At 73.7% G+C, this 12,820-nt stretch carries 12 protein-coding genes and 1 pseudogene; 6 read left to right on the forward strand and 7 right to left on the reverse strand.

Features of this window, described 5'->3' with window-relative positions:
• Window positions 1-66 precede the first annotated feature (66 nt).
• Window positions 67-897 (forward strand): pyruvate formate-lyase-activating protein, encoded by an 831-nt coding sequence (gene pflA / locus ABWK99_RS07110; RefSeq protein ID WP_372594006.1) that lies wholly within the window; start codon window positions 67-69, stop codon window positions 895-897.
• 20 nt (window positions 898-917) lie between these two features.
• Here pflA and ABWK99_RS07115 read toward each other — a convergent pair whose 3' ends face one another.
• The 5 genes from ABWK99_RS07115 to ABWK99_RS07135 all read right to left on the reverse strand — a co-directional run bounded on the left by ABWK99_RS07115 (window position 918) and on the right by ABWK99_RS07135 (window position 6,770).
• Window positions 918-3,023, reverse strand: coding sequence for a 3-hydroxyacyl-CoA dehydrogenase NAD-binding domain-containing protein (locus tag ABWK99_RS07115; RefSeq protein WP_372594007.1), 2,106 nt, complete (start codon window positions 3,021-3,023; stop codon window positions 918-920).
• On the reverse strand, window positions 3,020-4,234 hold the full coding sequence (locus ABWK99_RS07120) for an acetyl-CoA C-acyltransferase (protein ID WP_372594008.1): 1,215 nt from the start codon (window positions 4,232-4,234) through the stop codon (window positions 3,020-3,022). Before ABWK99_RS07120 ends, ABWK99_RS07115 begins: the two co-directional genes overlap by 4 nt.
• Before the next feature lie 32 nt (window positions 4,235-4,266).
• Window positions 4,267-5,514, reverse strand: a complete 1,248-nt coding sequence (locus ABWK99_RS07125; RefSeq protein WP_372594009.1) for an HRDC domain-containing protein — start codon at window positions 5,512-5,514, stop codon at window positions 4,267-4,269.
• A 51-nt stretch (window positions 5,515-5,565) separates the two neighbouring features.
• Window positions 5,566-6,096, reverse strand: coding sequence for a response regulator transcription factor (locus ABWK99_RS07130; RefSeq protein WP_372594010.1), 531 nt, complete (start codon window positions 6,094-6,096; stop codon window positions 5,566-5,568).
• Between the two features lie 107 nt (window positions 6,097-6,203).
• Entirely contained in the window at window positions 6,204-6,770 is a 567-nt protein-coding gene (locus ABWK99_RS07135; protein WP_372594017.1) for a DUF3000 domain-containing protein, read from the reverse strand.
• A 159-nt stretch (window positions 6,771-6,929) separates the two neighbouring features.
• On the opposite strand from ABWK99_RS07135, the gene gndA reads away from it, so the two are divergent.
• From gndA to ABWK99_RS07150, 3 genes are read left to right on the forward strand one after another with little or no spacing between them, the layout of a single operon-like run.
• Window positions 6,930-8,366, forward strand: coding sequence for an NADP-dependent phosphogluconate dehydrogenase (gene gndA / locus ABWK99_RS07140; protein WP_372594011.1), 1,437 nt, complete (start codon window positions 6,930-6,932; stop codon window positions 8,364-8,366).
• Window positions 8,367-9,623, forward strand: coding sequence for a carboxylate--amine ligase (locus ABWK99_RS07145; RefSeq protein WP_372594012.1), 1,257 nt, complete (start codon window positions 8,367-8,369; stop codon window positions 9,621-9,623). It begins immediately after the preceding gene.
• Window positions 9,623-10,363 carry an aspartate/glutamate racemase family protein gene (locus ABWK99_RS07150; protein WP_372594013.1) on the forward strand — a complete coding sequence of 247 codons (741 nt, stop codon included), beginning with the start codon at window positions 9,623-9,625 and terminating at the stop codon, window positions 10,361-10,363. Before ABWK99_RS07145 ends, ABWK99_RS07150 begins: the two co-directional genes overlap by 1 nt.
• A 10-nt stretch (window positions 10,364-10,373) precedes the next feature.
• Here ABWK99_RS07150 and ABWK99_RS07155 read toward each other — a convergent pair whose 3' ends face one another.
• Entirely contained in the window at window positions 10,374-10,859 is a 486-nt protein-coding gene (locus ABWK99_RS07155) for a hypothetical protein (protein WP_372594014.1), read from the reverse strand.
• Window positions 10,860-10,913: 54 nt separating this feature from the next.
• On the opposite strand from ABWK99_RS07155, the gene ABWK99_RS07160 reads away from it, so the two are divergent.
• Together ABWK99_RS07160 and zapE are read left to right on the forward strand one after the other, a co-directional pair.
• Entirely contained in the window at window positions 10,914-11,567 is a 654-nt protein-coding gene (locus ABWK99_RS07160) for an NAD-dependent epimerase/dehydratase family protein (protein WP_372594015.1), read from the forward strand.
• Window positions 11,564-12,580 carry a cell division protein ZapE gene (zapE, locus tag ABWK99_RS07165; protein WP_372594016.1) on the forward strand — a complete coding sequence of 339 codons (1,017 nt, stop codon included), beginning with the start codon at window positions 11,564-11,566 and terminating at the stop codon, window positions 12,578-12,580. The genes ABWK99_RS07160 and zapE overlap by 4 nt, the downstream gene beginning before the upstream one ends.
• A 15-nt stretch (window positions 12,581-12,595) precedes the next feature.
• Here the strand turns inward: zapE and ABWK99_RS07170 are convergent.
• A pseudogene (locus ABWK99_RS07170) lies at window positions 12,596-12,820 on the reverse strand (polyphosphate kinase 2 family protein); the annotation flags it as partial.

The following is a 12,820-nucleotide window of genomic DNA, read 5'->3' on the forward strand; positions in this document are numbered from 1 at the left end:
CCCCACCGCCGTTCCACCCGTCCGCGCCCGTCGCGACCGGCACCCGCACGCACCGAAGGGGGAGAGATGACCACGCTGACGCCGAGTCGGTGCTGTGAGGATGGCCGTGCCACCCAGATCGCTGCCCTGCGCAGCGGGGAGATCGGGGCGGTGCACGCCTGGCTCCGCTCGACCGACACCGACGGTCCGGGCACGCGGCTCGTCCTGCGCATGTCGGGCTGCCCGTTGCGCTGCCAGTACTGCCACGGGCCCGACTCGTGGCGATTGCGCGACGGGACGCTGCACACCGTCGACGCCGTCGTGGCCCGCATCGTGCGGGACGCGCCCCTGCTCCGCGCCGGAGGAGGTGGGGTCACCCTCTCGGGTGGTGAGCCCCTGCTGCAGTCCTCGTTCGTCGCAGAGGTGCTCCGCCGCTGCCACGAGGAGGGTGTGCACACCGTTCTCGACACCTCCGGCTACCTCGGACGGCGGGCGGACGACGCCCTGCTGGACAACGTCGACCTCGTCCTGCTCGACGTGAAGTCCGGGCTGCCGGACGTCTACCGGGCAGTGACCGGGCGCGACCTCGCGCCGACCCTCGAGTTCGCCCGTCGGCTCAGCGAGCGTGGGACCGCCATGTGGGTGCGGTTCGTCGTCGTGCCCGGGCTGACCGACTCCTGGGACAACGTCGCGGCCGTCGCCGAGCACCTCTCGGCCCTGCGCACCCTCGACCGGGTCGAGGTGATCCCGTTCGAGCAGAGCGGCCGCGAGACCTGGCGCACGCTGGGCAAGGCCTACCGCCTGGAGATGACGGAGCCACCGGACGAGGAGCTGATGGAGCGGGTGCGCGCCCAGTTCCGGGCGTCCGGGCTCCCCGTGCGCGAGGGCAGGGCCGTCCCGGCCCCTGCCGGCTCCTGACCCGTCGGCATCCGGGCCGCTCAGCCGATCGAGGCGACCCCTGCCGGCAGCAGCCGGTGCCCCAGGACGCGCGTCGTCCAGCCGGTGCGGTCCAGCAACGGCACGAGTCCACCGAGGTGGAACGGGAAGCCCGCGCCGAGGATCATGCACAGGTCGACGTCCTGCGGGGCGCTGACGACGCCCTCCTCCAGGAGCAGGCCGACCTCCTGCGTGAGGCCCGCGAGCACAGCGTCCAGCACGCCCTGGGCGTCGAGCGCTCCCTCGCGGGCGGGAGCGCCGAAGGCGTCCTGGATCGCGGGGTCGACCTCCCGTTCCCGGCCCGTCCCGTCCGGTTCCGGCACCACCCGCCGTCCCGCCGCGGAGAGCTGCTCCAGGCCGGGGCTGAGCGGGAAGCGCTCACCGAAGGCCTCGTGCAGCGTGCCGAGGACGTGCAGCGTCACGGGGAGACCGACGAGCTGCATGAGCGCGAACGGCCGCATCGGCAGGCCGAGGGGACGCAGCGCCGCGTCGGCGACCTCGACGGGGGTGCCGCGTTCCACGGCGGCGGCGACCTCCGCCAGCTGCCGGAGCAGCAGCCGGTTGACCACGAAGCCGGGTCGGTCGGCCACGCCGACCGCCGACTTCCCGCAGGCGGCCGCGACGGCGAAGGCCGTGGCGACGGCGGCATCGCTGGATCCCGCCGTGCGCACGACCTCGACGAGAGGCATCTGCGCCACGGGGTTGAAGAAGTGCAGGCCGACGACCCGCTCGGGATGACGCAGCCCCTGGGCCATCCGGGTGACCGAGAGGGCGGAGGTGTTCGTCGCCAGGACGGTGTCGGGGCGGACGATCGCCTCGAGCTCTGCGAAGACGCGCTTCTTGACCTCGAGGATCTCCGTGACGGCCTCGATGACCAGGTCCGTCGGCGCGAAGGTGGACAGCTCGGTTCCGACCGAGATCGACGAGAGCAGCCGGTTCGCCTCCGCATCGGTCACGCGGCCCTTGGCTGCGAGGGAGGCGACAGTGGAGCGGACGGTCTCGCGGCCGGCGGCGGCCTTCTCCTCGTCCAGCTCGCGCATGACCACCGGGACGCGCAGCCGACGCGCGACGAGCAGGGCGAGCTGGACGGCCATCAGCCCGGCGCCGACGATCCCCACGGCCCGGACGGGCAGGGCGAGCGAGGGATCGGGCGCCCCCGCCGGGGTCCTGGCCCGACGGTTGGTCAGGTCGAAGGCGTAGAGCCCTGCCCGGAGCTGGTCGGAGACGAGCAGGTCGCCGAGCGCATCGTCCTCGGCGGCGTAGGCGGTGTCGAGGTCGGCCGTGCGAGCGGCGGCCACGAGGTCGAGAGCACGGAGGGGAGCGGGGGTGTCGGTGCCGAAGCGGTGGTCCACCTGGGCCCGGACCGTGGCGACCGCATCGGACCAGGTCTGCTCGTCGTCCAGGGGCCGCCGCTCGACGCTGACCTCGCCGGCGAGGACCTGCCCGGCCCAGACCACGGACTGCTCGAGGAAGTCGGCGGGGTGCAGCGCGACGTCGGCGAGACCTGTCCTCACGGCCGTGGCGGCGTCGGTCATCCGGTTCCCGCCGAGCGGTGCCTCGACGATCATGGCGAGGGCCGCACGGGCGCCGATGATCCGGGGCAGCAGCGTGGCGCCTCCCCAGCCCGGTACGAGGCCGAGCATCGTCTCGGGCAGGGCCAGCGCCCGGACGTCGCTCGCGACCGTCCGGTAGGTGCAGTGCAGGGCGATCTCGAGCCCGCCGCCGAGCGCGGCGCCGTTGATGAAGCAGAAGGTCGGCACGCCCAGCTCGCCGAGCAGCCGGTACGTGTCGTGCCCGAGCCGCGCGAGCTCGAGGCCCTGCTCGCGACGGGTGAGCGTCGCCATGCCCCGCAGGTCGGCACCTGCGGCGAGGTAGCCCGGCTTGCCGGTGACCGCCACGGCGGCGATCCGGCCGGCCGTCGCACGCTCCCGCTGGGCCAGCAGGACCTCGCGCAGCTCGGTGAGGCCCGCCGGGCCCAGGGTCGTCGGGCGATCCTCGCCGTTGTCCAGGGTCACCAGCGCCAGGACGTCGCCGGTCGCCAGGTGCACGTCGCGCACCAGGGCATGCGTGACGTGCTCGGTCGGTGTCGTGCCCTTCGTGGTGGTCACCGTCGTCCTCCGTCGTGGTGCGGGTTCTCCCAGATGATGGTCATGCCCATGCCGAGTCCGACGCACAGGGTGGTGGCGCCGTACCGCACCTGCGGTCGGGTGGCGAGGCCGTGGGCGAGCTGGGCGGCGAGCCGGACTCCCGAGGCCGCGAGCGGGTGCCCGACGGCGATCGCTCCACCGTAGGGATTGACCCGGGGGTCCTCGTCGTCGATCCCGAAGGCGTCCAGGAAGGCGAGCACCTGGACGGCGAAGGCCTCGTTGATCTCGATGAGGCCGAGGTCCTCGATCGACAGCCCGGCCCGTGCCAGCGCCTTGCGGGTCGCCGGGACCGGGCCGGTGCCCATCAGCTCGGGTGCGACGCCGGCAACGGCCCAGCTGACCATCCGCAGGGCGACCGGGAGGCCGAGCTCGAGCGCGGTGGCCTCGTCGGCGAGGAGAGCGACCGCCGCACCGTCGGTGAGCGGTGCGGCGGTCGCGGCGGTCACCCGCCCGCCCGGTCGGAACGGGGTCGGCAGGTCACGGATCTGCTCGAGCGTCGTCCCCGGGCGCGGCGGCTCGTCCTGACGGGCCAGCCCCCAGCCGCGCAGCGGGTCGCGCACGGCGGTCGGGACGATCTCCGGGCCGATGTCCCCGGAGGCGAGGGCTGCGGCGTAGCGCTGCTGGCTCGTCACTCCCCAGGCATCGGCCCGCTCCTTGGTCAGGCGGGGGTCGGCGTCGTGCAGGTTCTCCGCCGTGGCGCCCATCACCAGTGCGGAGGGGTCGACGATCCGTTCGGTGACGAACCGGGGGTTCGGGTCGGCGTGCGCGCCCATCGGGTGGCGACCCATGTGCTCGACGCCGCCGGCCACGACGACCTCCTGGGCCCCGGAGGCGATCGCCCCGGCCGCCGTGGTCATCGCGGTCATCCCACCGGCGCACAGGCGGTCGACGGCGTAACCGGGGACGGTCGACGGAAGCCCGGCGAGCAGGGCGACCGTCCGGCCGAGGTCGAGGCCCTGGTCGCCGCTCTGACTCGTCGCGGCCAGCACCACGTCGTCGATCCGGTCCGCCGGGAGACCCGGGTGGCGGCGCAGGAGCTCCCTCGTGGCGACCACCGCGAGGTCGTCGGCACGGGTGTGCGCCCAGAGCCCGTCAGGTCGGGCGCGGCCGAAGGGTGTGCGCACCGCCTCGACGAGGACGACGGACTGCAGGGGGCGGCGCTGCCGGTTCATCAGGGCTCCCGGGTGGACGACGGTGTCCGTGGTTACCCGAGAGTAACAAGCGCCTCCGCGAGCGGCTCGGAGAACAGCTCGACCTGCCACTCGCGCGCCGATCCGGCTCGCAGCGCCTCGGCGACGGACTCGGCGCTCAGGGACGGCGGGGGTGACCAGCACAGCCGGCGCAGCAGGTCCGGCTGGAGCAGATTCTCCACCGGGACCAGGTGCTCCTCGGCGAAGGCCGTGACCACGGCCTTCGCTGCGGCGAGCCGCGCGGCGGCGGCCGGGTCGCGCTCGGCCCAGGCGCGCGGCGGCGGCGGCCCTGGCACCCCCGCCCCGCGGACCGGCGGGAGCTCGGACTCGGGAAGCGCGAGCGCCTCGCCGATCGCGCCGAACCAGAGGTCGATCCGGCGGCGGGTGCCCTTGCCGGAGAACTGGCGCAGGGCGGAGAGCTCCGTCGCCGACGTCGGCAGGGCGATCGCCGCCGCGACGATCGCGGCATCGGGCAGGATCCGTCCGGGGGAGATGTCCCGTCGTCGTGCCTCCTCGTCTCGGGCCGCCCACAGCGACCGGACGACGGCGAGGCTGCGGGTCCCGCGCACGGCGTGCAGCCCGGAGACCCTCCGCCAGGGGTCGATGCGGGGTGCCGGCGGGGGAGCGAGCCGCACGGCCTCGAACTCCTGACGGGCCCACTCGTCCTTCCCGGCCGCCACGAGCCGGGCGGCGAGCTCGTTGCGCACCTCGACGAGGACCTCGACGTCGAGCGCCGCGTACCGCAGCCAGTCCGCGGGCAACGGTCGGGTGGACCAGTCGACGGCCGAGTGCTCCTTGGCCAGGCCGAGGCCCAGGACGTCGGCGACGACCGCGGCGAGCCCCACGCGGGGCATGCCCAGGAGTCGTGCGGCGAGCTCGGTGTCGAAGACCGCGTCGGGGTGCATGCGCTGCTCGGCCAGGCCGGGCAGGTCCTGCGAGGCCGCGTGCAGCACCCACTCGACCCCGCTCAGCGCCTCGCCGAGCTCACTGAGATCCGGAAGGGCGATCGGGTCGATCAGGGCCGTGCCCGCGCCCTCGCGTCGCATCTGGACGAGGTACGTGCGCTGGCCGTACCGATAGCCGGAGGCGCGTTCCGCGTCGACCGCGACCGGACCGGAGCCGGCGGCAAAGGACCGGACGACCTCTCCCAGCGCCTCGGGCGTCGTCACCACGGGAGGCACGCCCTCGGCCGGCTCCGTCAGCGGTGTGACGGCGGGTGTGTCGGCCTCCGCCTCGGACGTCTTCTCGGGCGGTACTGGCATCCGACCAGGGTAGGGCCTGGTCCGCGTCGGTCGGGGCCGACGCACCGCGGATCAGGCGAGGAGCTCGTTACGGATCACGTAGGCGACCATCTCGGCGCGGTCGCCGGTACCCACCTTGCGAGAGATGCGCGCGAGGTGGCTCTTGACCGTGAGCGCCGACAGCTCGAGGGCTTCCCCGATCTGACGGTTGGACCGGCCGTCGGCCACCAGGCGCAGGACGCCGAGCTCCCGCGCGGTCAGCTCCGGACCGGTGGCGGTCGCCTGCGGCGCGCCTCCGGCGGCGAGGGTCCCTGCTGCGACGGGGGCGGTGCTCACCGCGCCACGCACCCCGCCGCCGAGCAGGGCGACGAGGTCGCGGCGGGCCGCGCCGCGAGCGAGCAGGACAGCACGGGTCGAGTCACGGCGGCGCAGGCTGCGGACCAGCAGCGGTGCCTCGCCCTCGGGGATCTCGGGGACCATCAGGCACATCGGGCTGCCCTCGCGGGGTGCCGGGCGCGGGGAGGGCGGGTACGTCGCCGCCCGTGCGCCGGGGCGCAGCGGACCACGGACTGGCGATGTCGTGGTGATCTGCTCGACGCTCACGTGGACTCCCTGCGAGGTGCGGTCTGACATCGCTCCTATCGGCAGGGGGTCACCTGTTCTTGAGACAACCGGGCCGTGGTCGGCCGACCTTCACCCGCTCGTGCGGGTCAGCGGCGTCGCCCGAGGGTCGCGACGCCCTCGGGCAGCGGGGGCAGGCCGGCAGCGGTGCACAGGATCGTCGACCAGGCGTCGAGGTGCCGACCGATCTCGCCCTCGGGTGACCAGGACGCGCGCAGCTCCACCTCCACGCGGGAGGGCCGCTCGTCCAGGGCGCCGAAGGACTCCGAGACGATCCTGGTCACCGTCCCGCCCAGGGCATGGAACGGGGCGTCGAGCATCGCGAGCGACTCCTCGACCCAGGTCCACGCCGCCTCGCAGAGCAGGGGATCGGCGCCGAGCTCGGCATCGAGCTCCGCGCGGACCAGGGTGACCGCGCGGAAGGTGCCGTCCCAGGCGTCCTGACCAGCAGGGTCGTGCAGCAGGACGAAGCGCCCGGAGGCGAGGTCCTCCTCAGGGGATCCGGGCGCGGCGATCTCCGCGCTCAGCGCGACGGCGTAGGGGGCGATCCGCGCGGGAGCGGGCACCTCGGTGAGGCGCACCTCGCTGCGCAGGCGGCGCTCGCGCAGGGCGTTCAGCGCGTCGACGAACGGTGCGGGGACGTCCTGAGCGGTCATCACCAGGGGAGCGTACGGCCGGGCACCCACGCAGCCGTGGAGCGGCGCGCGGATCCGCGCTCCGGTCACCCTGACGGCGCCGCGCCGCGCCGCGGGACCGAGGGGCTGCGTCCGTGGGCGGTCTAGGCTGGGACGACGTCGTCGGATGGGGAGAGAAACATGGCGCCCAGCGCGCAGATCGGTGTCACTGGACTCGCGGTGATGGGCCGCAACCTCGCACGGAACCTCGCGCGGAACGGGTACACGGTCGCCGTGCACAACCGGTCCGTCGAGCGCACGCGGTCCCTCGTGGCCGAGCACGGGCACGAGGGCTCCTTCGTCCCGGCCGAGACCGTCGAGGAGTTCGTCGCCTCGCTCACCGTCCCGCGCACCGTCATCGTCATGGTGAAGGCCGGCGGCCCGACCGATGCGGTGATCGACGAGCTGGTGCCCCATCTGGAGCCGGGTGACATCGTCGTGGACGCAGGGAACGCCCACTTCCCGGACACCGTCCGGCGTGAGGCAGCGCTCCGCGAGCGGGGTCTGCACTTCGTCGGCACGGGCGTCTCCGGCGGTGAGGAGGGCGCCCTCCTCGGCCCGTCGATCATGCCGGGCGGGTCGCCCGAGTCGTACGCGACGCTCGGCCCGATGCTCGAGGCCATCTCGGCGCACGTCGACGGCGTCCCGTGCTGCACGCACGTCGGTCCCGGCGGTGCCGGCCACTTCGTGAAGATGGTGCACAACGGCATCGAGTACGCCGACATGCAGCTCATCGCCGAGGCCTACGACCTGCTGCGCCAGGGCCTCGGCGCCCCGGCCGCGCGGATCGCCGAGATCTTCGCCGGCTGGAACTCGGGGGACCTGGAGTCCTTCCTCATCGAGATCACCGCCGACGTGCTGGCGCACACCGACGCCGCCACGGGCTCGGCCTTCGTCGACATCGTGCTCGACCAGGCCGAGCAGAAGGGCACCGGCCGGTGGACCGTGCAGAACGCCCTCGACCTCGGCGTGCCGGTCACCGGGATCGCGGAGGCGACGTTCGCGCGCGCCCTGTCCGGTTCGGTCCCGCAGCGCGAGGCCGCCCGGGCGAGCCTGCCGGCCGAGTCGGAGCCGATCGTCGTCGAGGACGCCGAGGCCTTCGTCGAGGACGTGCGGCTCGCGCTCTACGCCTCGAAGGTCGTGGCCTACTCGCAGGGCTTCGACCAGATCGCCGCGGCCTCGGCGCAGTTCGGCTGGGACATCGACAGGGGTGCGATGGCGCGGATCTGGCGGGGTGGCTGCATCATCCGGGCGCGCTTCCTCGACCGGATCACCGAGGCCTACGACCGTGCCCCTGACCTGCCCCTGCTGCTCGCGGACGACTACTTCCGCGACGCCGTCGGTGCAGGGCTGGCCGCGTGGCGGCGCGTGGTGGCGCAGGCGGCGACCGCGGGGATCCCCACTCCGGCGTTCTCCTCCTCCCTCGCCTACTACGACGGTGTGCGCGCCGAGCGGCTCCCGGCGAACCTCATCCAGGCGCAGCGGGACTTCTTCGGAGCGCACACCTACCGGCGCACCGACCGGGCGGGCGTCTTCCACACCGAGTGGTCGGGCGACCGCACCGAGGCCGGGGCCTGAATGGTCGAGCCGGCACCCGGTCTCCAGCCGGTCATCCTTGGCGGTGACATCGGGGCGTACAGCCTGGCCAGGACCTTTCACGAGGCGTACGGGGTGCGCCCGGTCGTCGTCTCCACCGTCGCGACGGGCCTCGTGCGGCACTCGAGGATCCTGAGCAACGTCGTCGAGCCCCGGATGGACGAGCCGGACGTCGTCGTCGCGCTGCTGCGCGAGATCGCCGGCAGGCACGCCGGGAGCACGCTGATGCTGCTCGGGAGCGCGGACTGGCTGGTCCGCACCATCGTGGAGAACCGCGAGCGGCTCGAGGACCTGTACGTCATCCCCTACGTCGACGTCGAACGGCTGGATCTCGTCACGCACAAGGACGGCTTCGGCCGCCTGTGCCTCGAGCTCGGGCTCGCTCACCCGGCGACGGTCGTGCACGAGGTCTCCGCAGGGGTCCCGGTCGACGCCGGGAGCCTGCGCTTCCCGGTGATAGCCAAGACCGGCAACACGGCCGCGTACCACCTGGTCGAGTTCGCAGGGAAGAAGAAGGTCTTCACCGTCGCGTCCCCCGGCGAGCTCACGGACCTCATGGCCCGGATCGAGTCGTCGGGGTACACCGACAGCTTCGTGATCCAGGACCGGATCCCGGGCGACGACTCCGGGATGCGCATCCTGACCTGCTACTGCGACCGGAGCGGGACGATGCGGTTCGCCGCGTTCGGGGAGGTGCTCCTGGAGGAGCACACCCCCGGTGCGCTCGGGAACCCCGCCGGGATCGTGACCAGGGCCGAGCACGAGGTCGTGGACCAGGCGCGCCGGCTCCTCGAGCACATCGGCTGGGTGGGCTGGGCCAACTTCGACCTCAAGTACGACCCACGCGACGGGCGGACGGTCTTCTTCGAGCTGAACCCGCGACTGGGCCGCAGCAACTTCTACATCACGGCGGCCGGACGCAACACCGCCGAGCTCCTGGTCCGGGAGTGGGTCCAGGGGCTCGACCCCCTTCCGGACGGTGCCGAGGAGATCCTCAGCACGGAGCACGTGTACACGGTGCTGCCCCGCCCGCTGCTGCTGAGGTACGTGGCGGACCGGAGCACCGTCGCACGGGTGCGTGCCCTGTGGCGCCGCCGGGCAGTGACGAATCCCCTGTGGTACCGCGCGGAGACGGACCCGCGGCGGCTGCTGTACCTCGTCGTCGCCCAGCTGAACCAGTTCCGCAAGTACGCGCGGTACTACCCGCGCGCGCTGTGGCAGTCCGAGCGGGAGGCGTGATGGCCGGGACGGGCACGGACGGGACGGCGTCGTTGCCGGTCGGCGTGATCGGTGGCGTCGGCCCCCAGGCCACGGCCTACTTCCTGGACATGGTCGTGCGGCTGACCGACGCCGCCCGCGACCAGGACCATCTCGACCTGCTCGTCTACGACCACGCGACGATCCCCGACCGCACGGCGTTCATCCTCGGGACGTCGACCGAGGACCCGGGGCCCGTCATGGCCCGCGACGCCCAGCGCCTGGAGCGCTTCGGCGTCTCGTTCCTCGTCGTGCCGTGCAACACGGCGCACCACTTCACCGACCAGGTGGTCGCCGCCGTCGACGTCCCCGTGCTGAGCATCATCGACGAGACCGTCGCCGAGTCGCAGCGGCGTGTCGACGGGTTGCGGCGCGTGGGGCTGCTGGCCACCAGCGGGACCCTGCACGCCCGGGTGTACGACAGCGCGTTCGAGGCGAGCGGGGTCGAGGTCGTTCGTCCGGACGAGGCCGACCAGGCGGCCGTCATGGAGATCATCTACGAGCAGGTCAAGGCCGGCCGGCCGGTGGACCTGCCGCGGTTCACCGGAGTCATGGACCGGCTCCGGGCCGCCGGGGCGCAGGTGATCGTGCTGGGCTGCACCGAGCTCTCGATCATCGCCGCCGACCACGGCCTGCTCGAGGCGGACCGGAGCCTCGTCGACTCCCTCGACGTGCTGGCCCGCCGCACCATCGAGCGCGCGGGCCACCGCGTGCGCGCCTGAACGGCGCGGCTCAGCCGAGCCGGTTGGTGCCCAGGTACAGGTGCAGCACCGGGACCCGCAGCTCCTCGCGTGCCCGAGAGGCCCAGTCGCGCCGGAAGGTGTCCTCCAGGGCGTGGGGGAGGGTCACGACGACGATCTCGGTGTCCTCGACCCGTCCACCGACCGCGGAGCGCAGGGCGGGGAGCGGGTCGTCGTCGACGACCTGTCCCTCGGCTGCGACCCCGGTGGCCCGCAGCAGCTCGAGGGTCTCGGCGAGCTGCTCCTGCGCCGTCGCGACGGCACGGGCAGGCTCGGGCTCCCGGCCCAGGACGTCGTCCATGGCCTCGCGGAGCTCGCCGAGGCTGAGGTGGTCGATCAGCGAGACCAGGAGGTTGCGCTCCGTGTCCGCGGGGACCAGGACCTCGTAGCTCGTGTCCGCAGGGTGCAGGGACGTGATGTGCTCGACGTCGGCGGGGCCGAGGGCGTCCTCGGCGAGGATGACGATGCGGGTGCTCACCCTCTGAGCCTAGCCGTCCGTCGGGACCCCGGCCGCGTGCCTACGATGGCCCGCGTGGGAGAGCCGAGCGTGACCGGTCGAGTGATCGTGGTGGCCGGGGGGACCGGGGTCGTCGGTGGCGCCGTCGCGGAGCACCTGCTCGACTCCGGGGCCCGCGTCGTGGTCCCGAGCCGCGACCCGGAGGCCCGGGTCCCGGCCGGCGCACGCGCGGTGCACGTCCCGGACTGGGAGGACCCGTCGGGCCTGGTCGCCGTGCTGCGGGAACCGGGCTGGGCTCCCGATGCCGTCGTCGCCGCGCTCGGCGGCTGGTGGAAGGGCGAGGAGCTGGTCGACCTCGACCCGGCGACCTGGCGTTCCTTGCTGGAGAGCCACCTGACCTCGCACTTCCTGGTCGCCAGGGCCATGCTTCCTGTGCTCGACGGTCCGGATCCCGTGTACGTCATGCTCAACGGTGCCGCGGCCGAGCAGCCGATGGTCGGTTCCGGTCCCGTGAACGTCACGGGGGCCGGGCAGGCGATGCTCCTCGACGTGCTGCGCGCGGAGTCGATCGGTCGCCGGGTGCGGCTGCACGAGGTCCGGGTCCTGCACGCGGTCGCCGGCGACGAGCGCAACGAGGACCCGCAGAGCACCGCCGCTCCGCAGGAGGTGGCCCGACTCGTCGGCGCCGTGCTCGCCGATCCCGGTGCCGCGCCGCGGGTGTGCCGATGAGCCTCACCCTCCTGCGCCATCCGCACGTCCCGGCAGCGACCCTGCTCGCAGGACTCGTGCCGCCCCGGCACTTCGCCGAGGCGAGCTTCGCCGGCTCCGTGCCCGATCCCGCGCACCCCAGCCAGCTGACCGCGCGCGACCGCCTCGCCGAGGTGGCGACCGCCCTGCGCACGCCGACACGTCGTCGCCTGCTGGCCCCGCGCCGCGCGCCGGGAGCCGCTGCCGTGTACCTCGACGGCGGCTTCGGGGTGGGCAAGACGCACCTGCTGGCGGCACTGGCGAACGCCGTGGGGACCGAGGACGTCGCCTACGGGACCTTCGTGGAGTACACCCACCTGGTCGGGGCGCTCGGCTTCGTCCCGACGGTGCAGGCGCTGCGGACCCGTCGCGTCGTCTGCATCGACGAGTTCGAGCTCGACGACCCGGGCGACACGGTGCTGATGGCGCGGCTGCTGCGCGAGCTCGGCGATGCCGGCGTCACCCTCGCGGCGACCTCGAACACGCTGCCGGACTCGCTCGGGGAGGGGCGGTTCGCCGCTGAGGACTTCCTCCGGGAGATCCAGGCGCTCGCGACCCGGTTCGAGGTGCTGCGCATCGACGGCAGGGACTACCGCCACCGCGGGGCGCCCACCCCGAGGAGCGGACTGCCGGACGATGCGGTGCGGGCGACGATCGCGCAGCAGGAGGTCCCTGCCGAGTGCCTCGACTTCGACGTCCTGCTCGCCCACCTGCGCACCGTGCACCCCAGCAGGTACGGCGCCCTGCTCGGCGAGGTGCGGATGCTCGGGCTGACGGGAGTGCACCCACTCGTCGACCAGGCCGATGCGCTGCGCGTCGTGGTGCTCGTCGACCGGCTGTACGACCACGACGTGCCCGTCGCCCTGGGGGGTACCGGCACCACCGGGCTGTTCCCCCCGACGATGCTCGCCGGGGGGTACCGCAAGAAGTACCTGCGCGCCCTGTCGCGGCTCACGGCCTTGGCCGAGGACGCGGGAGCGCCGGGCGCTCCGTGACGGGCTGACGGCAGCTCAGGGCATCGAGTCGAGCCGACGCTTCTCCGCCTCCACGTCGAAGTCGGTGGCCGGCCAGCCGAGCTCGAGGCCCTCCAGCGCCTCGAGCAGCAGCTCGGTGACGGCGAGCCGCGCGTACCACTTCCGGTCGGCGGGGACGAGGTACCAGGGCGCGAGATCCGTCGAGGTGCGGTCCAGCACCGCCTGGTAGGCCTCGAGGTACGCGGGCCACTTCGCGCGGAC

It is taken from the genome of Actinotalea sp., from assembly GCF_041597215.1.
Classification (GTDB): Bacteria; Actinomycetota; Actinomycetes; order Actinomycetales; family Cellulomonadaceae; genus Actinotalea.

Coding starts and splice junctions, on each gene's coding strand:
- pflA (WP_372594006.1), top strand. CDS start 67: ATGACCACGCTGACGCCGAGTCGGTGCTGTGAGGATGGCCGTGCCACC.
- ABWK99_RS07120 (WP_372594008.1), bottom strand. CDS start 4,234: ATGAACCGGCAGCGCCGCCCCCTGCAGTCCGTCGTCCTCGTCGAGGCG.
- ABWK99_RS07125 (WP_372594009.1), bottom strand. CDS start 5,514: ATGCCAGTACCGCCCGAGAAGACGTCCGAGGCGGAGGCCGACACACCC.
- ABWK99_RS07135 (WP_372594017.1), bottom strand. CDS start 6,770: ATGACCGCTCAGGACGTCCCCGCACCGTTCGTCGACGCGCTGAACGCC.
- gndA (WP_372594011.1), top strand. CDS start 6,930: ATGGCGCCCAGCGCGCAGATCGGTGTCACTGGACTCGCGGTGATGGGC.
- ABWK99_RS07145 (WP_372594012.1), top strand. CDS start 8,367: ATGGTCGAGCCGGCACCCGGTCTCCAGCCGGTCATCCTTGGCGGTGAC.
- ABWK99_RS07150 (WP_372594013.1), top strand. CDS start 9,623: ATGGCCGGGACGGGCACGGACGGGACGGCGTCGTTGCCGGTCGGCGTG.
- zapE (WP_372594016.1), top strand. CDS start 11,564: ATGAGCCTCACCCTCCTGCGCCATCCGCACGTCCCGGCAGCGACCCTG.